The sequence below is a fragment of the Paraburkholderia gardini genome (assembly GCF_907164545.1).
Taxonomy (GTDB): domain Bacteria; phylum Pseudomonadota; class Gammaproteobacteria; order Burkholderiales; family Burkholderiaceae; genus Paraburkholderia; species Paraburkholderia gardini.
This window is the reverse complement of record NZ_CAJQZB010000028.1, coordinates 53,328-77,926: the sequence shown is the minus strand read 5'-3', so window position 1 is coordinate 77,926 and position 24,599 is coordinate 53,328. Positions and strand designations below refer to the sequence as shown.

The following is a 24,599-nucleotide window of genomic DNA, read 5'->3' as shown; positions in this document are numbered from 1 at the left end:
TCCCAGTTCCAAAAGACTTTTCACAAAGGAGTGATCATGCAAGCTTTCATCGCCAACATCCAGGGTCTGACCGCCATCGGTATCGGCATCATCATCGGCCTGGGTGCAATCGGCGCCTGTATCGGTATCGGCCTGATGGGCGGCAAGTACATCGAAGCATGTGCCCGCCAGCCGGAACTGATGAACCCGCTGCAAACCAAGATGTTCCTGCTGGCGGGTCTGATCGATGCGGCGTTCCTGATTGGCGTTGGTGTGGCAATGCTGTTTGCGTTCGCGAACCCGCTGCTGTCGAAGCTGGCAGGCTGAGGTTCCTCGGAAGTTTGCGCCTGATCTATAACGGATAGGGGCGCAGGGCGGAACGGGTCTGAGGCGCTGATCGACGACAGAATCGATGAGCGCCTTACCGTTTCAATTTCCGACATCGCAACGTTTAAGGAAACACCGTGAATCTCAACGCAACCCTGTTTGCGCAAATGGTCGTGTTCCTGATCCTCGCGTGGTTCACGATGAAGTTCGTGTGGCCGCCGCTGGTCAACGCCCTCGACGAGCGCTCCAAGAAGATTGCCGACGGTCTGTCTGCTGCCGAAAAGGGCAAGGCTGAACTCGAAGCCGCTCACAAGCGCGTCGACCAGGAACTGGCTCAGGCACGCAACGATGGTCAGCAACGTATCGCTGACGCCGAAAAGCGCGCAGTATCAGTCGCAGACGAAATCAAGGCACAGGCACAGGCGGAAGCGGCCCGCATCATTGCGCAGGCCAAGGCTGACGCTGAACAGCAAGTCGTGAAGGCCCGTGAAACACTGCGTGGCGAAGTCGCCGCACTGGCTGTGAAGGGCGCCGAACAGATCCTGAAGCGCGAAGTCGACCAGTCAGCTCACGCTGACCTGCTGAATCAACTGAAAGCCGAGCTCTGATCATGGCCGAACTTGCAACCATCGCCCGCCCGTACGCAGAAGCGCTGTTTGGCGTGGCCGAAGCTGATGACACCGCGGCCTGGTCCACGCTCGTGCAGGAGCTGGCACAGGTTGCGCGTCTGCCCGAAGTGCTGTCGGTCGCTACGAGCCCCAAAATCAGCCGCGCGCAGGTCAGCGAACTGCTGCTGTCCGCGGTGAAGTCGCCGCTGAAGGACAACGCGCAGGCGAAGAATCTGGTGCAGATGCTGGTCGACAATCATCGTCTGACGCTGCTGCCGGAAATCGCCACGCAGTTCGAAGCGTTGAAGAACGCCCGTGAAGGGGCGGCCGATGTGCTGATCGTCAGCGCATTTCCGCTCGAAGGCGCGCAGTTGAACGACCTCGTCGCAAGTCTCGAACGCAAGTTCAAGCGCAAACTGAAGCCGGTGGTCGAAACCGACGCGTCGCTGATTGGCGGCGTGCGCGTGACGGTCGGCGACGAAGTGCTCGATACCTCGGTCCGCGCGCGGCTCGCCAGCATGCAGACGGCTCTGACGGCCTGAAGCGCGTAACGCGCTTGAGCGGCTGGCACGCAACAGAATTGACTATCAGGAGCGAATAATGCAACTCAATCCCTCTGAGATCAGCGAGCTGATCAAGAGCCGGATCCAGGGCCTTGAAGCGAGCGCAGACGTTCGCAACCAGGGCACCGTGATCTCCGTGACCGACGGTATCGTGCGTATCCACGGCCTGTCGGAAGTGATGCAGGGCGAAATGCTCGAATTCCCGGGCAACACCTTCGGTCTCGCGCTGAACCTCGAGCGCGACTCGGTCGGCGCCGTGATTCTGGGTGAATACGAACACATTTCGGAAGGCGACATCGTCAAGACGACGGGTCGCATTCTCGAAGTGCCGGTGGGTCCGGAATTGCTCGGCCGCGTGGTCGACGCACTCGGCAACCCGATCGACGGCAAGGGCCCGATCAACGCAAAGAAGACCGACGCAATCGAAAAGATTGCTCCGGGCGTGATCTGGCGTAAGTCGGTTTCGGAACCGGTCCAGACCGGTCTGAAGTCGATCGACGCGATGGTGCCGGTTGGCCGTGGCCAGCGTGAGCTGATCATCGGCGACCGCCAGTGCGGCAAGACTGCAGTCGCTGTCGACGCGATCATCAACCAGAAGGGCAAGAACCTCTTCTGTATCTACGTCGCGATCGGCCAGAAGGCTTCGTCGATCATGAACGTGGTGCGCAAGCTCGAAGAAACCGGCGCGATGGAATACACGATCGTCGTGGCCGCGTCGGCTTCGGAATCGGCTGCGATGCAGTACCTCGCACCGTACGCCGGCTGCACGATGGGCGAATACTTCCGCGACCGCGGTCAGGACGCGCTGATCGTGTATGACGATTTGACCAAGCAGGCATGGGCATACCGTCAGATCTCGCTGCTGCTGCGCCGCCCGCCGGGCCGCGAAGCTTATCCGGGTGACGTGTTCTATCTGCACTCGCGTCTGCTGGAACGTGCTGCTCGCGTGTCGGAAGACTACGTCGAGAAGTTCACGAACGGCGAAGTGAAGGGCAAGAGCGGTTCGCTGACGGCGCTGCCGGTCATCGAAACGCAGGCAGGCGACGTGACCGCATTCGTTCCGACGAACGTGATCTCGATTACCGACGGCCAGATCTTCCTGGAAACCGACCTCTTCAACGCAGGTATCCGCCCGGCAATTAACGCTGGCGTGTCGGTGTCGCGCGTCGGTGGTGCGGCTCAGACGAAGGTCGTGAAGAAGCTGTCGGGCGGTATCCGTACCGACCTCGCGCAGTACCGTGAACTCGCGGCATTCGCACAGTTCGCATCGGACCTCGACGAAGCAACCCGCAAGCAGCTGGAACGCGGCCGCCGCGTGACGGAACTGCTGAAGCAGCCGCAGTATCAGCCGCTGCAGGTGTGGGAACTGGCTGTCGCGCTGTTCGCAGCGAACAACGGCTACCTCGACGATCTGGAAGTTGCGCAAGTGCTGCCGTTCGAAAAAGGCCTGCGCGACAGCCTGAAGTCGAAGCACGCTGACCTGATCAAGCGCATCGAAGACACCAAGGAACTCTCGAAGGACGACGAAGGCCTGCTGCACACGGCCCTCAAGGACTTCAAGAAGTCCGGCGCTTACTGATCCGCGAGTGACCCGCAAGGCATAAACGGACCTTGAAGCGGCGCGGGCCGCAGGCAACTGAACCCGCGCTGCTTCGATCGCTTTGCATGGGACCCGGGTAACCGCTAAAGCGCTAACCGGGGCCGAAGCTTTGCATGGGACCCGAGTAACCGCTAAAGCGGTAACTCGGGCCGACAAGGAGCAAGCAATGGCTGGAATGAAGGAAATTCGCGGCAAGATCAAGAGCGTGCAAAACACGCGCAAGATCACGAAAGCGATGGAGATGGTGGCCGCATCGAAGATGCGCCGCGCTCAGGAGCGCATGCGCGCTGCTCGCCCGTACGCCGACAAGGTCCGCGACATCGCTGCGCACATGAGCCGTGCGAACCCGGAATATCGTCACCCGTTCATGGTGTCGAACGACGGTGCGAAGACGGCGGGCATTATCCTTGTCACGACCGACAAGGGCTTGTGCGGTGGGATGAATACGAACGTGCTGCGCGCTTCGCTCCAGAAGTTCAAGGAGCTGGAAGCAGCCGGCAAGTCGATCGAAGCAACGGCGATCGGTACCAAGGGTCTTGGTTTCCTGAACCGTCTGCGCGCGAACGTGGTGTCGAATGTTGTCCATCTGGGCGATACGCCGCACCTCGAAAAGCTGATCGGCGCGGTGAAGGTGCAGCTCGACCTGTACTCGGAAGGCAAGATTTCGGCGGTGTACCTCGCGTACACGCGCTTCGTCAACACGATGAAGCAGGAGCCGGTGATCGAGCAACTGCTGCCGCTGTCGGCAGAAGACTTCGAGCGCAAGGACGAAAGCGGTGAAAGCGCCACACCGAAGTCGTCGTGGGACTACATCTATGAGCCGGACGCGCAGGCAGTGGTGGACGAGCTGCTGGTGCGTTATGTCGAAGCGCTGGTCTATCAGGCCGTCGCGGAAAACATGGCATCGGAGCAGTCGGCACGGATGGTCGCGATGAAGGCCGCTTCGGACAATGCGAAGACGGTCATCAACGAACTGCAGCTCGTGTACAACAAGAGCCGTCAGGCAGCGATCACGAAAGAACTGTCGGAAATCGTCGGTGGCGCTGCTGCGGTCTGACCGTCATGGTCAGGGCACGCGGGCAAGCGCCTCGCGGCGAGCCCCATCGAAACTGCGCCTTTGCGCGAGTGAAGAATTGAGTATCTAAAGGAAAAGCGATGAGTACTACTGCTTTGGTAGAAGGCAAGATCGTACAGTGCATCGGCGCGGTGATCGACGTGGAATTTCCGCGTGAATCCATGCCGAAAATTTACGACGCGCTCATTCTCGAAGGTTCGGAACTGACCCTCGAAGTTCAGCAGCAGCTGGGCGACGGCGTCGTTCGTACCATCTGTCTGGGTGCCTCGGACGGCCTGCGTCGCGGCACGACGGTGAAGAATACCGGCAAGCCGATCAGCGTGCCGGTTGGCAAGCCGACCCTCGGCCGGATCATGGATGTTCTCGGTCGCCCGATCGACGAAGCCGGCCCGATCAACTCGGACGTGACGCGCGGTATTCACCAGAAAGCGCCGAAATTCGAAGATCTTTCGCCTTCGACGGAACTGCTCGAAACCGGCATCAAGGTTATTGACCTGATCTGCCCGTTCGCGAAGGGCGGCAAGGTTGGCCTGTTCGGCGGCGCCGGCGTGGGCAAGACCGTGAACATGATGGAACTGATCAACAACATCGCGAAGGAACACGGCGGTTACTCTGTGTTCGCGGGTGTTGGTGAGCGTACCCGTGAAGGGAACGACTTCTATCACGAAATGAAGGACTCGAACGTTCTCGACAAGGTCGCGCTGGTGTACGGCCAGATGAACGAGCCGCCGGGCAACCGTCTGCGCGTCGCGCTGACGGGTCTGACGATGGCTGAGCATTTCCGTGACGAAGGCCTCGACGTGCTGTTCTTCGTCGATAACATCTACCGTTTCACGCTGGCCGGTACCGAAGTGTCGGCACTGCTCGGCCGTATGCCATCGGCAGTGGGCTATCAGCCTACGCTCGCTGAAGAAATGGGCAAGCTGCAAGAGCGTATTACGTCGACCAAGACGGGCTCGATCACGTCGGTGCAGGCCGTGTACGTCCCTGCGGATGACTTGACCGATCCGTCGCCGGCTACGACCTTCGGCCACCTTGACGCAACCGTCGTGCTGTCGCGTGACATCGCTTCGCTGGGTATCTACCCGGCAGTGGACCCGCTCGATTCGACCTCGCGTCAGATCGACCCGAACGTGATCGGCGAAGAGCACTACTCGATCACGCGCGGCGTGCAGCAAACGCTGCAGCGCTACAAGGAACTGCGCGACATTATCGCGATTCTGGGTATGGACGAACTGGCGCCGGAAGACAAGCTCGCGGTTGCGCGCGCTCGCAAGATCCAGCGTTTCCTGTCGCAGCCGTTCCACGTCGCTGAAGTGTTCACGGGTTCGCCGGGCAAGTACGTGCCGCTGAAGGAAACGATCCGCGGCTTCAAGATGATCGTTGAAGGTGAGTGCGATCATCTGCCGGAGCAGGCGTTCTACATGGTCGGCACGATCGACGAAGCCTTCGAAAAGGCCAAGAAGATCCAGTAAGGCTTGAGTGCAGGCAACGAGGCGCGGGTTTTGCGGGTATCAGGGTAGAAGCCGCGCCGAACGCATTACGCTCAACCAGGAATCGACACCATGGCAACTATCAAAGTAGACGTCGTCAGCGCCGAAGAACAGATCTTTTCGGGCCAGGCGAAATTCGTCGCGCTACCGGGCGAAGCGGGTGAACTGGGCATTCTGCCAGGCCACACGCCGCTCATCACGCGGATCCGTCCGGGTGCGGTGCGCATCGAGGCGGAAAACGGCGAAGAAGAGTTCGTGTTCGTCGCCGGCGGCATCCTTGAGGTCCAGCCGGGCGCAGTGACGGTTCTGGCCGACACGGCAATCCGCGGCAAGGATCTCGACGAAGCCAAGGCCGAAGAAGCGCGCAAGCGTGCTGAAGAGGCGCTGCAGAACGTGGGTTCGAACCTCGAATACGCTACCGCGCAAGCGGAACTCGCGTATGCGACGGCTCAGCTCGCTGCGATCCAGCGTCTGCGCAAGCTGCGCGGTCAGCATTGATCGCAAGGCAGCACGCAGCAGAAGTAAAAAAGCAGCCCTTCGCGGCTGCTTTTTTTATCCTTCACTTGACGTTTACGGAAAGGTAAGCAGAATCACAAGCTGATTCCTGCGGTAGAAGGGCGCAAGCGCCAACAGCAAAGCTGCGGGTAACACTTGATGCCGCGCGGTCACACGCCGGTGGCACAATCGGTTTCAAATTCATTTCAACCGGGCGACGACGCGTCGCTCACTGAGACAGACACCATGGCAATCCAGACTGGAGGCGAGGGCGCACTCATCGAGCCGAAGGACAACCTCTCGTACGTTCGCGGCTCGACGGAGATTGCGCTGAGCGAGGCAACTGTCGGTCAGTTTCTGCTGGACACGGCGCGCCGCTTTCCTGACCGTCCTGCCGTGGTGTTCCGCGAGCAGCGCATCCGGTGGACCTGGAAGGAGTTTTCCGACGAAGTCGACATTCTCGCCGCCGGCCTGCTGGCATTGGGCATTGAGAAGGGCGACCGCGTCGGCATCTGGTCGCCGAATCGCGTCGAATGGCTGTTGACGCAGTTCGCCACCGCCCGTATCGGCGCGGTGCTGGTCAACATCAACCCGGCGTACCGGTTGGCCGAACTCGAATACGCGCTGAACAAGGTGGGTTGCAAGGCGATCGTTTCCGCGCACAGCTTCAAGTCGTCGATGTATCTGGAGATGCTGCAGACGCTCGCCCCTGAACTGGCTACGCACGCGCCCGGCGAACTGCGCGCGGCGCGCCTGCCGGACCTGCGTTATGTGATCCGCATGTGCGACACCGAAACACCAGGCATGCTGACGTTTTCCGACGTCATCGAGCGGGGTCGCGCTTCGCTCGATGTCGCGAGGCTCGACGCGATCGGCGCCACGTTGTCGGCGCATGAGCCGATCAACATCCAGTTCACGAGCGGCACGACGGGCAATCCGAAGGGCGCGACGCTCACGCACAGCAACGTCGTGAACAACGCGCGCTTCATCGCGATGGCCATGCGGCTAGGCGAAGAGGACAGCCTGTGCATTCCGGTGCCGTTGTATCACTGCTTTGGCATGGTGCTGGCGGTGCTCGCGTGTGTCTCGGTGGGTGCGAACATGGTGTTCCCCGGCGAGGCATTCGATCCGCTCGCGACCTTGTCTGCGGTCGCCGAAGAGAAATGCACAGCGCTTCATGGCGTGCCGACGATGTTCATCGCCGAACTCGACCATCCCGAATTCGCGCGCTTCGATCTTGGCCGCTTGCGCACGGGCATCATGGCGGGCTCGCCGTGCCCGATCGAAACGATGAAGAAAGTGGTGTCGAGGATGCATCTCGGCGAAATCACAATCGCATACGGCATGACGGAAACGAGCCCGGTCTCGTTCCAGAGTTCGACGAGCGATCCGCTCGACAAGCGCACGACAACCGTGGGCCGCATCCAGCCGCATCTCGAAGTGAAGCTTGTCGATGCGAGCGGCAACGTGGTGCCAGTCGGCGAAACCGGTGAACTGTGCACGAAGGGCTACTCGGTGATGCTGGGCTACTGGGGCGACGAGGCCAAAACACGCGAAAGCATCGTCGACGGATGGATGCACACCGGCGATCTCGCGACGCTTGACGGGGAGGGCTATTGCAACATCGTTGGCCGTCTGAAGGACATGCTGATTCGCGGCGGCGAAAACATCTACCCGCGCGAAATCGAGGAATTTCTGTTCCGTCATCCGAAGATTCAGAGCGTGCAGGTGTTCGGCGTGCCCGACGCGAAGTACGGCGAGGAAGTGTGCGCGTGGATCGTGCTGCGTCCGGGCGAGTACGCCACTGTGGAAGAGGTGCAGGAATTCTGTCGCGACCAGATCGCGCATTACAAGGTGCCGAAGCATATCCGCTTCGTCGACGAACTTCCGATGACCGTCACCGGCAAGGTGCAAAAGTTCGTGATGCGCGAACGGATGATCGACGAATTGAAGATCGCCGCCGATAAAACCGCTTGATCTGAACGCAGCAAGGCGTCGCGCGCGAGCATATGTGGCGCCTTGCCGGAATTGTGTTCCTGGAACAACTTGATAGCCGCAACGTCCACGAAAATCCGCTGAAAAAGCGGGAGCAAACGTTTGAGCAGACGAAAAAAAAGCGGGCCTGGAGCCCGCTAAAAACCACACGCTACGGGGTTAGCGCGAGGAGACCAATGAAGGAACCTGGTGGGACGACGCATATAACGCCGACCACGGCCCCAGCAGGGATGCCCCTTTATCAGGGCTTCGGCAAAGCCGACCGGCACAGTGCATCGTATCCGCTCACACTACGCACCCAGCCACATCCGTGTTGAAACCGTTGAAGGGCATTGTGGGCGAATAAGTCTGCTGGCGCGGTAACAAAGTGTTTCAGGTTGTAACGCCCGTCAGACAAGGCTCTGCGGGATTACTTTCCGATCCGAACTGTTTTAGACGTTACGCTTACCGGTAGTAAATTCCGGTTCCCTGACAACGCCGCCAACGTTCTCGATAAACCATACTGCGCTTTTTTATCACGCGTTGGGAGCCGGGGATTTCCCGGCATTGGACGCCGCTCGCAATCACGCGATGCGGCGCCAGCAGACGCTTCGTCGCAGGCTGCTGGCGCCGCCGAAAGCTACTTCAGCCACTTGTCCTGAATGGCCTGGTATTCGCCGGTCGCGCGCGCCAGATGCAGCCACTGATCGACGTACTGCTGGAACACAACGTCGCCGCGCGGCACCATCCATGCTTTTTCACCGTACTGGAACGGCTTGTCCGGATGCACCGAGCATAAGCCCGGGTTGAGCTTTTGCTGCAGCAAGGTTTCGGACGCATCGGTGACCATGACGTCGGCCTTGCCGGCCAGGATCTGTTTGAACACCGTCACGTTGTCCGGATAGACGGTCATGTTCGCGTGCGGAAAAAACTGCTTGGCGAAGCGCTCGTTTGTGCCGCCCGGATTGACGATCACGCGCGTCGACGGCTGGTCGATCTGCGCGACGGTCTGATACTTGTTGACGTCGTCGCAGCGCACGATCGGCGTTTTGCCGTCGATCATGTAGGGCTCGGTGAAGAACGCGCGTTTTTGCCGGTCGAGCGTCGTCGATACACCGCCGATCGCGACATCGCATTTCGCGACGAAGTCGTTCATCAGGTTCGACCACGACGTCTTCACGAATTCCACCTTCACGCCGAGCGAGTGCGCGAGCGATTCGGCCATGTCGATGTCGATCCCCTCGAACTGGCCGTCCGGCTTGTAGAACGAATACGGCTTGTAGTCGCCGGTCGTGCAGGCGCGCAACGTGCCGCGCGCGACGATTTCGTCGAGACGCGACCCCTGTGGCGCGGAGGCGACGCTTGCAGCGCTGTTCGTTTGCGCGGACACCGGGCTCACGGCGGTCAGTGCGCCGGCGCAGATCACCGCGCCGGCCCATGCGAGGGCGATTTTATTCATCGAGTCTCCTTCGTTCGTCTGTTATTGGAAGTTAAACGCGGGTAAGGCCGTTGATGATAGCCCGGCAATACGGGCTTGATAAGGTTGCTGTCGCCGGGTGAGGCGCTGGATGAGTCCGCCCGCGACCGGGCCGCAAGCCGGCGCACGAGCGCAACAGACGGGCGCGTTTATTCACTGCATCCAGCGCGATACTGGCGGCGGCGTCCGGTAAAATGGCCCTTTGCCTCCAGTCGCCCGCAACGTGGTCAATACTCTTCTGAACGACACTTTCCTGCGCGCGCTCCTGCGCCAGCCGACCGAATACACGCCGATCTGGCTGATGCGGCAGGCGGGTCGCTACCTGCCGGAATACAACGCAACGCGCAGCCGCGCGGGCAGCTTCCTCGGCCTCGCGAAGAATCCCGATTACGCGACGGAAGTCACGTTGCAGCCGCTCGACCGCTATCCGCTCGACGCCGCGATTCTCTTCTCCGACATCCTGACGATTCCCGACGCAATGGGTCTCGGCCTCGACTTCCAGACGGGCGAAGGCCCGAAGTTCGCGCATCCGGTGCGCACGGAAGACGATGTCGCGCGCCTCGCGGTGCCGGATATCGACGCCACGCTGCGCTACGTGACGGACGCCGTCAGCCAGATCCGCCGCTCGCTGGTCGACGCGCAGGGCCGGCAACGCGTGCCGTTGATCGGCTTTTCGGGCAGCCCGTGGACGCTCGCGTGCTACATGGTCGAAGGCGGCGGGTCGGCCGACTTCCGCACCGTGAAATCGATGCTGTATGCGCGCCCTGACCTGATGCACCGCATTCTCGACGTGAACGCGAAAGCGGTCGCGGCGTACCTGAACGCGCAGATCGAAGCCGGCGCGCAGGCCGTGATGATCTTCGATACGTGGGGCGGCGCGCTTGCCGACGGCATCTATCAGCGTTTCTCGCTGCACTACATCCAGCAGGTCGTCTCCCAGCTCAAGCGCGAGCATGACGGCGCGAAAGTGCCGGTCATCACGTTCACGAAGGGCGGCGGCCTGTGGCTCGACGAGATCGCCGCGACGGGCGTCGATGCGGTCGGACTCGACTGGACCGTGAATCTGTCGAAGGCGCGCGAGCGCGTCGGCAGCAAGGTGGCGCTGCAGGGCAATATCGATCCTTCGGTGCTGTTCGCGTCGCCTTCGGCGATCCGGATCGAGGCGCGCGCCGTGCTCGACAGCTTCGGCAACCATCCGGGCCACGTCTTCAATCTGGGCCACGGCATCTCGCAATTCACGCCGCCGGAACATGTCGCCGAACTCGTCGACGAAGTGCACCGCCACAGCCGCGCGATTCGCGCTGGCAGCGTCCCGGCGTGACGCCAGGAGTGTGAAAATTTTGTTGCGGTGCGATGAAGTGGGCTCTCGACATAAGGGTCGCGATGCGTCAACGAGGCCGTCGTGCGGCCATCTCGCAATTGTCAAGACTTGACTTATGCACATTTGTCTCGCTGCGGCGCAGTAGAGGGTTGCGTCGCTGTTTCGGGCCCGCAAGTTGTGTGCGAGTTTGATCTGCGCCTTGACTGGCAAGGGTTTCAGTCAGTATTCGAGATATGTGCGGTAGCCCGCGGAACGACGGCGGGGCGCCATTTTCGAGCCGCTATAACAGAGTTCTCAACAAAGTTATCCACAGGCCCGGCGGACCGATTGCAATTCTTCAGCAGAATCCAAAGCTTGGCGTTGAAAGTGAGGTTTTACTTTAACTTCGACGCTTTCGCCTCGACTGATCGCCTGATCCGATTTGACCCGCTTTGCAGGGTGAGCGCAGGGTGAGCGACGTTTTTGTGCGCGTTGCGCTCGATCATCCCCTGCCGACGCTCTTCGACTACCGGTGCGACATCGAGCCGCCGCCGGTGCCCGGCATGCTCGTGAGCGTGCCATTCGGCAAGCGCGATACGGTTGGTCTCGTGTGCGAAGTGAGCGATCGCAGCGACGTGCCTGCCGACCGGGTGCGCGCAGTGAACGCGGTGTGCACGGCGTGCCCGCCGCTTTCCGCCGCGTGGCTCAAGCTGGCGGACTTCGCGGCCGACTACTACCAGCGTGGAATCGGCGAAGTCGCCTTGCCAGGCCTGCCTCAGGCGCTGCGCGACGCGACGCGCTGGGCGCGGCTGCTCGCGCCGGAAGAGCGCTATCGTCTGATGCCGGCGGGTGGCGACGCGTTGCCCGACGCGTTGCCGGCGCGCGCCAGCGCGCTGCGCCGTCTCGCCGGGGTGCTGGCCGAAGCCGGCTCGCTATCCGCCGCGGATGCGCGCGCACTGCATCCGAAGGCCGTCGCGACGCTGGATGCGTGGCTGGCGGAAGGCTGGGTCGAGCGGGATGTGATCGAAGCCGCCGACGTGCGCGCGGCGCCACCCGCCGATACGTCACCGGTCACGCTGCCGACGCTCACCGACGAACAGGCCGCCGCCGTCGAAGCCATCCGCGACGCGGCCGGCTTCGCGCCGTTCCTGCTGCACGGCGTAACCGGCAGTGGCAAGACCGAAGTCTATCTGCGGGCGCTGGCCGGATTGCTCACCGCCGATCCGCACGCGCAGGCGCTGGTTCTCGTCCCCGAAATCAATCTCACGCCGCAGTTCGAAGCGGCGTTTCGCGCGCGCTTCGCGGCGCTCGATGCCGGCGCGATCGTCACGCTGCACAGCGGGCTTGCCGAAGGCGAGCGGGCGCGTCACTGGTTCGCGGCCCATGCGGGACGCGCGCGTATCGTGCTCGGCACCCGGCTTGCCGTGCTGGCTTCGCTGCCGAAGCTGGCGATCATCGTCGTCGATGAAGAGCACGATCCGGCTTACAAGCAACAGGAAGGGCTACGGTATTCGGCGCGCGATCTGGCGATCTATCGCGCGAAGCAGCTCGGCATTCCGGTCGTGCTCGGCTCCGCGACGCCTTCGCTCGAAAGCTGGTGGCAGGCGGATCAGGGGCGTTACACGCGGCTGACGCTATCGCGCCGCGCGGTGGCCGACGCCGTGCTGCCCGCTATCAAACTCATCGATCTCGAGGAAGAGCACCGGCGCGGACGTGCGTCGATCGACGGGCTATCGGGTCCGCTGATCGCGGCGCTGAAATCGCGGCTGGAACGCGGCGAGCAAAGCCTCGTGTTTCTTAACCGGCGCGGCTACGCCCCCGTGCTTTCGTGCGATGCATGCGGCTGGGTCGCGGGCTGCCCGCGATGTAGCGCGTACGTCGTGCTGCACAAGCCGGAGCGCGCGATGCGCTGCCACCACTGCGGCTGGGAATCGCGCATTCCTCACGCGTGTCCGGATTGCGGCAACGTCGACATCGCGCCGCTGGGACGCGGCACGCAGCGCGTCGAGGAAACGCTCGCGGAGGTCGTGCCCGGCGCGCGCGTGCTGCGCATCGACGCCGACAGCACGCGCCGCAAGGGCAGCGCGCAGGCGCTTTTCTCGGACGTGCATGCTGGCGAAGTCGACATTCTGGTCGGCACGCAGATGATCGCGAAGGGACACGATTTCCAGCGCGTCTCGCTGGTGGGCGTCGTGAACGCCGACACCGCACTCTTTTCCCACGACTTTCGCGCGAGCGAGCGGCTTTTCGCCCAGCTGATGCAGGTGAGCGGCCGCGCGGGCCGCGCCGGTCTGCCGGGCGAAGTGCTCGTGCAGACGCGTTATCCGCGTCACGCGCTGTATCACGCGCTCGCGCGCCACGATTACATCGGCTTCGCGAAGTCGCAGCTTGGCGAGCGCCGCGATGCTCATTTGCCGCCGTTCGTCTATCAGGCTTTGCTGCGCGCCGAAGGCCGCACGCTCGAAGCGGCGCTCGCGTTTTTGCAGCAGGCCGCCGCGCAGCTATCGACGATTCCCGCGGCCGGACGCGTGACCGCCTATGACGCCGTGCCGCTGACCATCGTCAAGGTGATGCATGTGCATCGCGCGCAGTTGTTGATCGAAAGCGCGTCGCGCGGCGCACTCCAGGCGACGCTACATGCGTGGCAGCCGATGCTTCGCACGCTCAAGGGCGTGTTGCGCTGGAACCTCGAAGTCGATCCACTCGACATCTGACGCCGCTCGCGCATCCGGCCGATCCGGCGTTCCGCGGGCAAATCCCGTGCGGTCATATCGATAGAGCGAAAGGTCGTTTCGCTTTCGGATATCGCTCGACTATATTTCGCCCGACCGGCGCAATTTTCACAACAATCCGAACCCGACCAACCCTTGCGCCGATGCACCTCAACTTCCGGGGCTTTGCGATGAGCGATACAAACCACAGCCTGCCGGCGGGCGCGCAGCCCGCAGCCGCGGACCGCACCGGGCGCACGACGCGTGGCGGCGGCGGTCTCTTCTCAACCGAAGACTGGTGGGCCGTCTGGATCGGCCTCTTCGTGATCGTGATCGCGTGGGCGCTGTTCGCGTCCGGCGGCAGCATCAAGTGGCTCGCGGTTGCGCCCGTCAAATGGGCGAGCGTCGGCGCCGCCGGTGCGGACCTCGTCAGGCATCTGCCGAACTACGTCGCGCTGTTCGTCGTGTTCGCCGTGCTGTTCAGCGTCAGCCTCGCGGTGCTCAAACAGAACGTCGCGCACTTCCTGCCGTCGTTTCTGATCCTGTTCGTCGTGTCGGTGCTGATATTCGAACTCGGAGCGTGGGCCAGCGCAGCGAAGTACAACCTCGAACCGCCACTGGTCGCGCTCGCGCTCGGGCTCGTGATCTCGAACGTGTTCCGGCTGCCGGAGTGGTTTTCCGCCGGCCTGCGCGTCGAGTTTTACATCAAGGTCGGCATCGTGCTGCTCGGCGCGACCCTGCCGTTCACGCTGCTCGTGTGGGCCGGACCGGTCGCGGTCGGCCAGGCGACGATCGTCTCGCTGATCACGTTCTCCGTGATCTTTTTCGCGGGCAAGGCGCTCGGCCTCGACCGGCGCTTCGCGGCCGTGCTCGGTGTGGGCGGCGCGGTGTGCGGCGTGTCGGCGGCGATTGCGATCGCGGGCGCGGTGCGCGCGAAGCGCGAGCAGGCTTCCGTGGCGATCACACTCGTGATCCTGTGGGCGATCGTGATGATCTTCGTGTTGCCGTTCGCGTCACGCTCGCTCGGCCTGCCGACCGGCGTCGCGGGCGCGTGGATCGGCACATCGGAATTCGCCGATGCAGCCGGCATCGCCGCCGCGCAGGCCTACGGCGACTTCGCGAAGAGCGCCGGCGGCGCGATCGCGGGTGCGCCTGATGCGGCGTTGCAGGCATTCACGCTGATGAAGGTGGTGGGCCGCGACATCTGGATCGGCATCTGGGCGTTCGTGCTCGCGATCGTCGCGACGACGCGCTGGGAATCCGGAGACAGCACCGTCAAATCCCGCGCTGACGCTGGCGAAATCTGGGCGCGCTTTCCGAAATTCGTGATTGGTTTCGTGATCGCGTCCGCGCTCGTGACCTGGATTGCCAGCCACTATTCGCTTGCGGATTACCGCAAGGTCGTGACGCCGGAATTCGTCGGGCCGATCACCGCGCTGCGCACGTGGGCGTTCATCTTCTGCTTCCTGAGCATCGGGCTGACCACGCGCCTGCGCACGCTGACGGCGACCGGCCTGAGGCCGTTCCTCGTGTTCACGGCGGGCGTGGCGGTCAATATCGCCATCGGCTACGTGCTGTCCGCGCACGTATTCGCATCGTACTGGAATAGCCTGGGACAGTGACCGTGAAGCCGGACGGCACCTCGACACTCGCGCGCGGCGCGCCGGAAACGGCCGCGCTGCGCGACGCAAGCCGGTGTTGCGCCGGATGCCGGCACCGCGCCGACGACCGGCATTCTCTTGAACAAAGCATTCCAGGCCTCACCGTCTTCAGTTCGGGTTTCGGCGCGAGCGTGGCGGCGAGCCGGCTGTGTCGTCTGCACGACCAGTTCGTCTCGCCTGACGACACCTGCAGCCAGTTCGACCCGACGCCCGCCCGTATTTCTGGCTGAGCGAGGCCGGCTCGCGCGTCACTCAGGACACGTTTTTTGCCGATCGCCCGCCACGCGGGTTCACGCGTGCCGTTTCCATCCGTTTTGTCGCCGAACACGATGCGCCGCGAATAAAAAACACCGCACACAGCGCGCACATCGTCCAGATTCCCGTCACCACCATCCACTTTTCCATTTCCATCACCTTCCCTGTGAGCAAGACGCCTGTTGCGCGGCGTATGTCTGTATATCGGCGCGGCGCGGGATTCGATAAGGGTAGCGACGAAAAGAATCAGGCCAGGGAAAACACCGATCGCAACCGGGTACATCCGGCACACCCCGACCCGGCGCAAACCCCGGTGGCATAAGGGATTGCGAGGGGTGCAACCTTTCCCCGCGAGCGGTTGCACCTTTTTAATTGAAGGCGTACGATTCGCCAACTTTCTAGTCTTTCGCCGATGGTCAAATCGGCATTCGAAGGAAACATGGCGAGCACTACCCTTGGCGTCAAGGTTGACGACCTCCTCCGTTCCCGGCTGAAAGAAGCCGCCACACGCGTCGAGCGCACGCCACACTGGCTGATCAAGCAGGCGATCTTCGCGTATCTGGAGAAGATCGAGCAGGGTCAGCTGCCCCCCGAACTGTCGGGTCTGAACGGCGCGGTCGATCTGGCCGGGAGCGCAGTCGTCGATTCCGACGAAGAGAGCGCCTCGCATCCGTTCCTCGAATTCGCGCAGAGCGTGCAGCCGCAGTCGGTGCTGCGCGCGGCGATCACGGCGGCGTATCGCCGTCCGGAGCCGGAGTGCGTGCCGTTCCTGCTGGGTCAGGCACGTCTGCCCGCGAACCTCGCCGGCGACGTGCAGGCGATGGCGGGCAAGCTCGTCGAAACGTTGCGCACCAAGAGCAAGGGTGGCGGCGTCGAAGGGCTGATCCGCGAATTCTCGCTGTCGAGCCAGGAAGGCGTCGCGCTGATGTGCCTCGCCGAGGCGCTGCTGCGCATTCCCGACCGCGCCACGCGCGACGCGCTGATCCGCGACAAGATCAGCAAGGGCGACTGGCGATCGCACGTCGGCCAGGCGCCGTCGCTCTTCGTCAACGCCGCGACGTGGGGTCTGATGATCACCGGCAAGCTGGTGACGACCAACAGTGAGACGGGTCTTTCGTCGGCGCTGACGCGTCTGATCGGCAAGGGCGGCGAGCCGCTGATCAGGAAGGGCGTCGATATGGCGATGCGCCTGATGGGCGAACAGTTCGTCACGGGCGAGAACATTTCCGAGGCACTGGCCAACAGCCGCAAGTTCGAGGCGCGGGGCTTCCGCTATTCGTACGACATGCTCGGCGAAGCCGCGACAACCGAAGCCGACGCGCTGCGCTATTACGCATCGTACGAGCAGGCGATCCACGCGATCGGCAAGGCCGCTGGCGGACGTGGCATCTATGAAGGCCCGGGCATTTCGATCAAGTTGTCGGCGCTGCACGCGCGCTACTCGCGCTCGCAGCAGGAACGCACGATGAACGAGTTGCTGCCGCGCGTGCGCGCGCTCGCGATCCTCGCGCGCCGTTACGACATCGGTCTGAACATCGACGCCGAAGAAGCCGACCGCCTCGAAATCTCGCTCGATCTGCTCGAGGCGCTGTGCTTCGATCCGGAACTGGCCGGCTGGAACGGCATCGGCTTCGTGGTACAGGCGTATCAGAAGCGCTGCCCGTTCGTGATCGACTACATCGTCGATCTGGCGCGCCGCAGCCGCCACCGCATCATGGTCCGCCTCGTGAAGGGCGCGTACTGGGATAGCGAAATCAAGCGCGCGCAGGTGGACGGTCTCGAAGGCTATCCGGTCTACACGCGCAAGATCTATACGGACGTCTCGTATATTGCCTGCGCGAAAAAGCTGCTCGGCGCGCCGGATGCCGTCTATCCGCAGTTCGCGACGCACAACGCGCATACGCTCGCGGCGATCTATCACCTTGCCGGCCAGAACTACTACCCTGGCCAGTACGAATTCCAGTGCCTGCACGGCATGGGCGAGCCGCTGTACGAGGAAGTCACCGGCCGCGACAAGCTGAACCGTCCGTGCCGCGTGTACGCGCCAGTCGGCACGCATGAAACGCTGCTCGCGTATCTCGTGCGCCGGCTGCTGGAAAACGGCGCGAATACGTCGTTCGTAAACCGCATCGCCGATGAAACCGTCGCGATCAAGGACCTCGTGGCCGACCCGGTCGACGAAGCGTCGAGGATCACGCCGCTCGGTGCGCCGCACGCGAAGATTCCGCTGCCGCGTCACCTGTTCGGCGGCGAGCGTCTCAATTCGATGGGCCTCGATCTGTCGAACGAGCATCGTCTGGCGTCGCTGTCGTCGGCGTTGCTGGCGAGCGCGCACCATCCGTGGCGCGCGGCGCCCATGCTCGCCGACAACGACATCGCCAACGGCGCCGCGCGCGACGTGCGCAACCCGGCCGATCAGCGTGACCTCGTCGGCACGGTGGTCGAGGCAACCCCGGAACATGTGAGCGCCGCGCTCACGCACGCCGTTGCAGCCGCGCCGATCTGGCAGGCGACGCCCGTCGAGGCGCGTGCCGACTGTCTCGCGCGCGCCGCCGATCTGCTCGAAGCGCAGATGCATACGCTGATGGGTCTCGTCGTGCGCGAAGCGGGCAAATCGTTGCCGAACGCCGTCGCGGAAATCCGCGAAGCGATCGACTTCCTGCGCTATTACTCCACGCAGATCCGCACCGAGTTTTCGAACGACACGCACCGCCCGCTCGGACCGGTGGTGTGCATCAGCCCGTGGAATTTCCCGCTGGCGATCTTCATGGGTCAGGTTGCAGCAGCGCTCGCCGCCGGCAATACCGTACTCGCCAAGCCCGCTGAACAGACGCCGCTGATCGCCGCGCAGGCGGTGCGCATCCTGCGCGAAGCCGGCGTGCCGGCGGGCGCGGTGCAACTGCTGCCGGGCGACGGTGAAACGGTCGGCGCGGCCCTGGTGGCCGATGCGCGCACGCGTGCCGTGATGTTCACCGGCTCGACCGAAGTCGCGCGCCTGATCAACAGGACGCTGTCGTCGCGCCTCGACGTCGACGGCAAGCCGATTCCGCTGATCGCCGAAACCGGTGGCCAGAACGCGATGATCGTCGATTCGTCGGCGCTGGCGGAGCAGGTCGTCGCCGACGTGCTGCAGTCGTCGTTCGACTCCGCCGGCCAGCGGTGTTCGGCGCTGCGCGTTCTCTGTCTGCAGGACGACGTCGCGGACCGCACGCTCGAAATGCTGACAGGTGCGATGGGCGAACTCGCGGTGGGCAATCCGGATCGTCTGTCGATCGACGTCGGCCCGGTGATCGACGTCGAAGCAAAGCGCGGCATCGATGCGCACATCGCCGCGATGCGCGAGAAGGGCCGCAAGGTCGTGCAGCTGCCGATGCCGGAAGGCTGCGCAGCCGGTACGTTCGTGCCGCCGACGCTGATCGAACTCGACAGCATCGACGAACTGAAGCGCGAAGTGTTCGGCCCGGTGCTGCACGTGGTGCGTTATCACCGTAGCGCACTCGACAAGCTGCTCGACCAGATCCGCACGACGGGCTATGGGCTCACGCTCGGCGTTCACACGCGGATCGACGAAACGATCGCGCATGTGATCGGCCGCGCGCACGTCGGCAATATCTATGTGAACCGCAATGTGATCGGCGCGGTGGTCGGCGTGCAGCCGTTCGGCGGCGAAGGCCTGTCGGGCACGGGGCCGAAGGCGGGCGGCGCGCTGTATCTGCAGCGTCTGCTGGCCAAGCGTCCGGCGGGTTTGCCGAAGTCGCTCGCCGCGGCGCTTGTGGTGGATGCACCGCAGTCATCCCAAAAAGTGGATGGAATGGGGGACAATCCGGCTGCCGCGTTGACGGCATTGCGCGACTGGCTGATCGGCGAAGGTCAGGCGACGCTCGCCGCGCGCTGCGACGGTTATCTGTCGTACGTGCTGGCCGGCGCGACGGCCGTGTTGCCGGGGCCGACCGGCGAGCGCAACACGTACACGCTCGGCGCTCGTGGCACCGTGCTGTGCGTGCCGTCGACCCACGGCGGTGCCCGCGCGCAGTTTGCCGCGGTGCTGGCGACAGGAAACCGCGCGCTTTTCGAAGGCGCGGCGGGCGAGCAGCTGGTCGCCGCGTTGCCCGCGGGATTGAAGCAACACGCGAGCGTGAAGAAGACCGCCGAGGCCGCTTTCGATGCAGTGCTTTTCGAAGGCGACAGCGACGAGCTGCTCGCGCTGGTAAAGGAAGTCGCGAAACGGCCGGGGCCGATCGTATCGGTGCAGGGCGTGGCGGCACGCGCGCTGGAAAGCGGCGATGAGGATTACGCGCTTGAACGTCTGTTGACGGAACGTTCGGTCAGCGTAAATACGGCAGCAGCAGGCGGCAATGCGAATTTGATGACGATTGGCTGAGCGAACCTCGACGATCAATTCAAAAAATGGAAGCGGCACGGTGACCCCGATGTCGCTCCACTCACACCTGGTACCAAAGGAGAAGCTATGCAACACACGATGAAAGGGCTGACAGCTGCGACGCTCGTCGCGGTCATGTCGCTGGCGGGGACCGCGCAGGCACAAACGGCTGAAGACGTGAAGATCGGCTTTGCCGGTCCGATGACGGGCGCTCAGGCGCACTACGGCAAGGATTTCCAGAACGGCATCACGCTGGCTGTGGAAGAAGAGAACGCGACGAAGCCGGTGATCGGCGGCAAGCCGGTGCACTTCGTGCTCGACTCGGCCGACGACCAGGCTGACCCGCGCACCGGCACGACGGTCGCACAGAAGCTCGTCGACGACGGCATCAAGGGCATGCTCGGCCACTTCAACTCGGGTACGACGATCCCGGCTTCGCGCATCTACGCGAACGCAGGCATCCCGGAAATCGCGATGGCGACGGCGCCTGAGTACACGCAGCAAGGCTTCAAGACGACGTTTCGCATGATGACCTCCGACACGCAGCAAGGTTCGGTGGCTGGTACGTTCGCAGCGAAGTCGCTTGGCATGAAGAAGATCGCGATCGTCGACGACCGCACCGCATACGGCCAGGGTCTGGCTGACCAGTTCGAGAAGGCCGCGAAGGCATCGGGCGCAACGATCATCGCGCGCGAGTACACGAACGACAAGGCCGTCGACTTCAAGGCAATTCTGACGAAGCTGAAGGCCGCGAATCCGGACCTGATCTATTACGGCGGCGCGGATTCGCAAGCGGGCCCGATGGTCAAGCAGATGAAGACGCTTGGCATGAAGGCGCCGCTGATGGCCGGCGAAATGGTCAAGACGGACACGTTCCTGAAGATCGCGGGTGACTCGGCGAACGGCACGGTGGCGTCGCTCGCCGGCCTGCCGCTGGACGAAATGCCGGGCGGCAAGGACTACGTCGCGAAGTACAAGAAGCGCTTCAACGAAGACGTGCAGACGTACTCGCCGTACGCCTACGACGGCGCAATGGCACTCTTCAATGCAATGAAGAAGGCAAACTCGACGGATCCGGCAAAGTACCTGCCGATGCTCGCGCAGACGTCGATGCCGGCCGTGACGTCGAAAGACCTCGCTTACGACAGCAAGGGTGACCTGAAGAACGGCGGCATCACGCTGTACAAGGTTGTCGACGGCAAGTGGACGACGCTGCAAAGCGTGGGCGGCAAGTAACAGCCGCTTCGTCAAGGAATAGCGCTGCGAAAACGCGGCGCGTGCTTCACAACCCGGATCCCAGTCTTTCCCCTGCGATCCGGGTAGCTTCGAAAACACCCTGCGAGCGAATCCGGCTCCCAGGGTGTTTTTTTCGCGCGTGGACTCCCAGCCCGCCCGCCGGCTTCTTCCATCTCCCGCCTCTTTGCCTCGAGCAGGCAACGCCTCGAATCTCTTAAATAAGCCGATATTCATAAGAAGCGCCTCAATTTTATTTGTTTTGGATAGCTTATTTTGTAATCGCCAAAACCTTGATCCAGATTCAGTCGTCTGATTTACGGGGAGCCTGGCTAACGGTTAATCTTGATCGCACGGAAGTCTCACGTTGCGATTAAATTACTTAGTAAAGCTAATGATGGCCTGTTTATATTTCGATAAATCAAGACGAAAGAGACGGGAAACCAGAATTTGAAGCGCCTTTGGGGCGCGGCTTGAACTCGCTTGATTCAGAAAATGGATGGTTCAGTGTCAATAAAGACAGAGCAGGAAATAACTGCATGGCTGATCGCCTATACGCGGGCGCATTTCAACGCTGCATGGAGCGGTGGCGCGGCCAGCCTGGCTGATCTGGGCATCGACTCGCTGTCCGGTGCCGAGCTGCTCAGTTCGCTGGAGCGCTGGCTTGAACGCTCGATTCCGGTCGACTTTCTTGAATACGTAACCGATTCGGCCGGACTTGCCAATGCGCTGGTCGAACTACAGCAAGCACCGAAATCCGGTTCGGGTTCCGCAAGCGCATTTGAATCTTTCGTGAATCCGTGGCTGGCCAGAAAGCTGGAGCAGATCCAGATAGACAGGTCGTTCGTGCGCGCTGGCGGTGCGTTTCTCTACGACCAGGAAGGCGAACAATATCTCGACTTCCTTGCGCAATACGGCGCTGTTCCTTTTGGGCACCATCCTGAGGATATCTGGCGCGCGGTCGATACGCTGCGCATCGACGCGGAACCGGTTTTCGCGCAGCCATCCTGTCTCGTGTCGGCTGGACTTCTCGCGAAACGGTTGATCGAACTGGCGCCGCCGGGGCTTCGATATGTGACGTTCACGAACAGCGGCGCGGAGTCGGTGGAAGCCGCGCTCAAGATGGCTCGTCATGCCACGGGTCGAACGCACATCCTTTCGACGAGAAACGCTTTCCACGGCAAGACGTTCGGCGCATTGTCGGCCACTGGCAAGCCGGACTATCAATCGCATTTCGGCCTGCCACTCGCAGGATTCGACCATATCGAGTACGGCAACGCCGCCGCGCTCGAACAGCATCTTGCTTCCCGGGCAGGCGTCTATGCCGCGTTCATCGTCGAGCCCATCCAGGGCGAGGGCGGCGTTCACGTTCCGCCGAAAGGATATCTGGCCGCAGTCGAGACAATCTGTCGGCGACATGGCGTCGTACTGATTGTCGATGAAGTACAGACCGGGCTCGGACGTACCGGTGCGATGTTCGCCTGCGAGTACGAAGGCGTGCGCCCGGACATTCTCCTGCTGTCGAAGGCGCTGGGCGGCGGTCTCGTCCCGGTCGGTGCCGTGCTGTGCACCCAGGCGGTATACAGCGAAAAGTTCGCGTTGAAGCATTCGTCGACGTTTGCGGGCAACGCGCTGGCGTCGCGCGTCGGGCTCGCCACGCTGGAGCGGCTCACGCGCAACGGGGGTGAATTGCTGCGTCACGTGCGCGTCGAAGGCGCCCGTCTGAAGCAGCGGCTGGAGGCGATGCGCACGCGTTTTCCGTTTTTGATCGACGAGATCCGCGGGCAGGGATTCATGCTGGGTATCCGTCTGAATACGGATCGTGCGCGCTGGCCGGAGAACTTCCTCGGCATCGCCGCGCAGCAGGGCGAACTGGCTCAGTTTGTCGCGAGTTACTTGCTGAATGTCGAGCGGGTCCGCTTCGCGCCGACGCTCAATCGAGGCGATGTGCTGCGCGTCCAGCCGCCGCTGACGGCGACGCGCGAGCATTGCGACAGGGCCGCTGACGCGCTCGAGCGCGCGTTTAGCGTGCTGGCGAGCTGCGATACAGGCCGTTTCTATCGTGCGCTGCTGCGGCGCGAGGCACCCGCATGCGCGACAGCCGGGGCGGTCGACAAGCCTGAGGCGTCCGGGCTGCCCGATATCACTGAAGTCACGTCGTCGTCGTCGGACGCGTCGCGCGCTACGGCGCATCTTCTTTCGCATGATGCGGCAGACGAACATCGCTTCGGGTTTCTGATTCACCCGCTCGACGCGCAAAGCTATGCCGACTACGACCCCAGCCTGAACATCCTGAACGCGGACGAACTGGCGGAGTTCGCGGCAAGCATGGACGGCCTGATCGATCCCGTCGTCGGTTCCAGTGCGCGGATCGAATCGCTGGCAGGTGCGAAGGCGCGGGGCGATTTCATCATGATCAGCCACACCGCGGCGCAGTTGCGTCAGCTTTCTCAACACGAGGCCATCGCGGTGCTGAACAGGGGCATCAGGCTTGCGTGCGAGCGCGGCGCGCGGATTGTCGGCCTCGGCGCCTACACGTCCGTGGTCAGCGGCGGCGGCGCGCAACTGCTGAATCAGGACGTCGCACTGACATCGGGCAATTCATACACCGTCGCCGCGGGCGTCGAAGCACTCGACGACGTCATGCATCGCACCGGCCGTCAGTGGGACGCGAGTGCGGCCGCGGTCATCGGCGCGGCGGGTGCGATCGGATCGTGCATGGCGATCCTGCTGTCGCGCCGCGCTGCACGAATGTTGCTGATCGGCAATCCGGCACACACGCGCGAGATCGGGCGCGCCCGGCTTCTTGCCGTGGCGCGCATGATCGTCGACGGTGCGCTTTCGCCATGCGACGAAACCTTTCTCCCCGACTCTGTTGCCGCGCAGATCAGGCGTGCCGCGGTGCAGGCGAACGCCGCTTCGTGCCAACCCGACACCGATGCGCTGATCGCACAGCTGGAAGAGCAGGGGACGCTCGTGCTCACAGGCGACATCCGCGCGCTCGGCGAGACGGACGTCGCACTCGCGGCAACCAGTTTTCCCGGCGACGTCATCGACGAGACCCTGCTGCGACCGGGAGCCATCGTGTGCGACATCTCGAGGCCACGCTCCATCCCGGCTTCGATCGTCGATGACCGTCCCGACGTACTCGTGATCGACGGCGGAGTCATCGCGTTGCCGGGCTCCCCGCGTATCGGTCCGTATGGCATTGCGTCCGGCACGGCGTTCGCGTGCATGGCCGAAACGATGCTGCTCGCACTCGAAGGACGTTTCGAGAACGTGAGTATCGGCAGCACGCTGGATGTGCGGGAGATCGCGCGACAACAGCAACTCGCACGCAAACACGGCTTCACGCTCGCGGGTCTCCAGAGCTTCGGCCGGCCTCTGGCGGAAGACCAGTGGCAACGCTTCATCGACCTCACCGCACAACGTGCACTGCCACTGGCCTGAGCCCGCGTGCCGACATA

16 protein-coding genes are annotated in these 24,599 nt (G+C 63.0%); 15 read left to right on the top strand and 1 reads right to left on the bottom strand.

The genetic code is table 11. The features are described from left to right. Positions 1-36: 36 nt before the first annotated feature. The 8 genes from atpE (at position 37) to LPA37_RS19140 (ending at position 8,117) form a co-directional block, all read left to right on the top strand. Positions 37-306, top strand: coding sequence for a F0F1 ATP synthase subunit C (gene atpE, locus LPA37_RS19175; protein ID WP_007180033.1), 270 nt, complete (start codon positions 37-39; stop codon positions 304-306). A 137-nt stretch (positions 307-443) separates the two neighbouring features. Further along, a complete protein-coding gene (locus tag LPA37_RS19170; RefSeq protein WP_228978627.1) occupies positions 444-914 on the top strand; it encodes a F0F1 ATP synthase subunit B in 471 nt (156 codons plus the stop codon). Between the two features lie 2 nt (positions 915-916). After that, entirely contained in the window at positions 917-1,456 is a 540-nt protein-coding gene (locus LPA37_RS19165) for a F0F1 ATP synthase subunit delta (RefSeq protein ID WP_228978624.1), read from the top strand. Between the two features lie 58 nt (positions 1,457-1,514). Further along, positions 1,515-3,056, top strand: coding sequence for a F0F1 ATP synthase subunit alpha (gene atpA, locus LPA37_RS19160; protein WP_228978622.1), 1,542 nt, complete (start codon positions 1,515-1,517; stop codon positions 3,054-3,056). A gap of 187 nt (positions 3,057-3,243) precedes the next feature. Continuing rightward, complete coding sequence (gene atpG / locus LPA37_RS19155) at positions 3,244-4,134, top strand: F0F1 ATP synthase subunit gamma (protein ID WP_228978620.1); 891 nt, start codon at positions 3,244-3,246, stop codon at positions 4,132-4,134. A gap of 98 nt (positions 4,135-4,232) precedes the next feature. Beyond that, positions 4,233-5,627: a F0F1 ATP synthase subunit beta gene (atpD, locus tag LPA37_RS19150; RefSeq protein ID WP_228978618.1), complete on the top strand. Its 1,395-nt coding sequence runs from the start codon at positions 4,233-4,235 to the stop codon at positions 5,625-5,627. Between the two features lie 90 nt (positions 5,628-5,717). Then, complete coding sequence (locus LPA37_RS19145) at positions 5,718-6,143, top strand: F0F1 ATP synthase subunit epsilon (RefSeq protein WP_090535091.1); 426 nt, start codon at positions 5,718-5,720, stop codon at positions 6,141-6,143. Between the two features lie 243 nt (positions 6,144-6,386). After that, positions 6,387-8,117 carry an AMP-binding protein gene (locus tag LPA37_RS19140; RefSeq protein ID WP_229013360.1) on the top strand — a complete coding sequence of 577 codons (1,731 nt, stop codon included), beginning with the start codon at positions 6,387-6,389 and terminating at the stop codon, positions 8,115-8,117. 637 nt (positions 8,118-8,754) lie between these two features. Here the strand turns inward: LPA37_RS19140 and LPA37_RS19135 are convergent. Next, positions 8,755-9,573: a transporter substrate-binding domain-containing protein gene (locus LPA37_RS19135; RefSeq protein ID WP_228978613.1), complete on the bottom strand. Its 819-nt coding sequence runs from the start codon at positions 9,571-9,573 to the stop codon at positions 8,755-8,757. Positions 9,574-9,814: 241 nt separating this feature from the next. On the opposite strand from LPA37_RS19135, the gene hemE reads away from it, so the two are divergent. The 7 genes from hemE to LPA37_RS19100 all read left to right on the top strand — a co-directional run bounded on the left by hemE (position 9,815) and on the right by LPA37_RS19100 (position 24,582). Next, the gene (gene hemE / locus LPA37_RS19130; protein ID WP_228978611.1) at positions 9,815-10,912 is read left to right on the top strand and encodes a uroporphyrinogen decarboxylase; all 1,098 of its coding nucleotides are present in this window, start codon (positions 9,815-9,817) and stop codon (positions 10,910-10,912) included. A 449-nt stretch (positions 10,913-11,361) separates the two neighbouring features. Next, a complete protein-coding gene (locus LPA37_RS19125; RefSeq protein WP_228978609.1) occupies positions 11,362-13,605 on the top strand; it encodes a primosomal protein N' in 2,244 nt (747 codons plus the stop codon). A gap of 188 nt (positions 13,606-13,793) precedes the next feature. Then, a complete protein-coding gene (locus LPA37_RS19120; protein ID WP_229013359.1) occupies positions 13,794-15,224 on the top strand; it encodes a YeiH family protein in 1,431 nt (476 codons plus the stop codon). Further along, the gene (locus tag LPA37_RS19115; protein WP_229013358.1) at positions 15,221-15,493 is read left to right on the top strand and encodes a hypothetical protein; all 273 of its coding nucleotides are present in this window, start codon (positions 15,221-15,223) and stop codon (positions 15,491-15,493) included. The genes LPA37_RS19120 and LPA37_RS19115 overlap by 4 nt, the downstream gene beginning before the upstream one ends. A 464-nt stretch (positions 15,494-15,957) precedes the next feature. After that, positions 15,958-19,899, top strand: a complete 3,942-nt coding sequence (gene putA / locus LPA37_RS19110) for a trifunctional transcriptional regulator/proline dehydrogenase/L-glutamate gamma-semialdehyde dehydrogenase (RefSeq protein ID WP_229013357.1) — start codon at positions 15,958-15,960, stop codon at positions 19,897-19,899. A gap of 87 nt (positions 19,900-19,986) precedes the next feature. Further along, positions 19,987-21,135 (top strand): branched-chain amino acid ABC transporter substrate-binding protein, encoded by a 1,149-nt coding sequence (locus LPA37_RS19105; RefSeq protein WP_228978602.1) that lies wholly within the window; start codon positions 19,987-19,989, stop codon positions 21,133-21,135. A gap of 504 nt (positions 21,136-21,639) precedes the next feature. Then, on the top strand, positions 21,640-24,582 hold the full coding sequence (locus LPA37_RS19100) for an aminotransferase class III-fold pyridoxal phosphate-dependent enzyme (protein WP_229013356.1): 2,943 nt from the start codon (positions 21,640-21,642) through the stop codon (positions 24,580-24,582). Positions 24,583-24,599: the final 17 nt, after the last annotated feature.

Excerpts from the sequence above, each read along its gene's own strand:
- LPA37_RS19140 (WP_229013360.1), top strand. The coding sequence starts at position 6,387 with ATGGCAATCCAGACTGGAGGCGAGGGCGCACTCATCGAGCCGAAGGAC.
- atpD (WP_228978618.1), top strand. The coding sequence starts at position 4,233 with ATGAGTACTACTGCTTTGGTAGAAGGCAAGATCGTACAGTGCATCGGC.
- LPA37_RS19105 (WP_228978602.1), top strand. The coding sequence starts at position 19,987 with ATGCAACACACGATGAAAGGGCTGACAGCTGCGACGCTCGTCGCGGTC.
- LPA37_RS19120 (WP_229013359.1), top strand. The coding sequence starts at position 13,794 with ATGAGCGATACAAACCACAGCCTGCCGGCGGGCGCGCAGCCCGCAGCC.
- LPA37_RS19135 (WP_228978613.1), bottom strand. The coding sequence starts at position 9,573 with ATGAATAAAATCGCCCTCGCATGGGCCGGCGCGGTGATCTGCGCCGGC.
- atpA (WP_228978622.1), top strand. The coding sequence starts at position 1,515 with ATGCAACTCAATCCCTCTGAGATCAGCGAGCTGATCAAGAGCCGGATC.
- atpG (WP_228978620.1), top strand. The coding sequence starts at position 3,244 with ATGGCTGGAATGAAGGAAATTCGCGGCAAGATCAAGAGCGTGCAAAAC.
- LPA37_RS19165 (WP_228978624.1), top strand. The coding sequence starts at position 917 with ATGGCCGAACTTGCAACCATCGCCCGCCCGTACGCAGAAGCGCTGTTT.
- LPA37_RS19145 (WP_090535091.1), top strand. The coding sequence starts at position 5,718 with ATGGCAACTATCAAAGTAGACGTCGTCAGCGCCGAAGAACAGATCTTT.
- putA (WP_229013357.1), top strand. The coding sequence starts at position 15,958 with ATGGCGAGCACTACCCTTGGCGTCAAGGTTGACGACCTCCTCCGTTCC.
- atpE (WP_007180033.1), top strand. The coding sequence starts at position 37 with ATGCAAGCTTTCATCGCCAACATCCAGGGTCTGACCGCCATCGGTATC.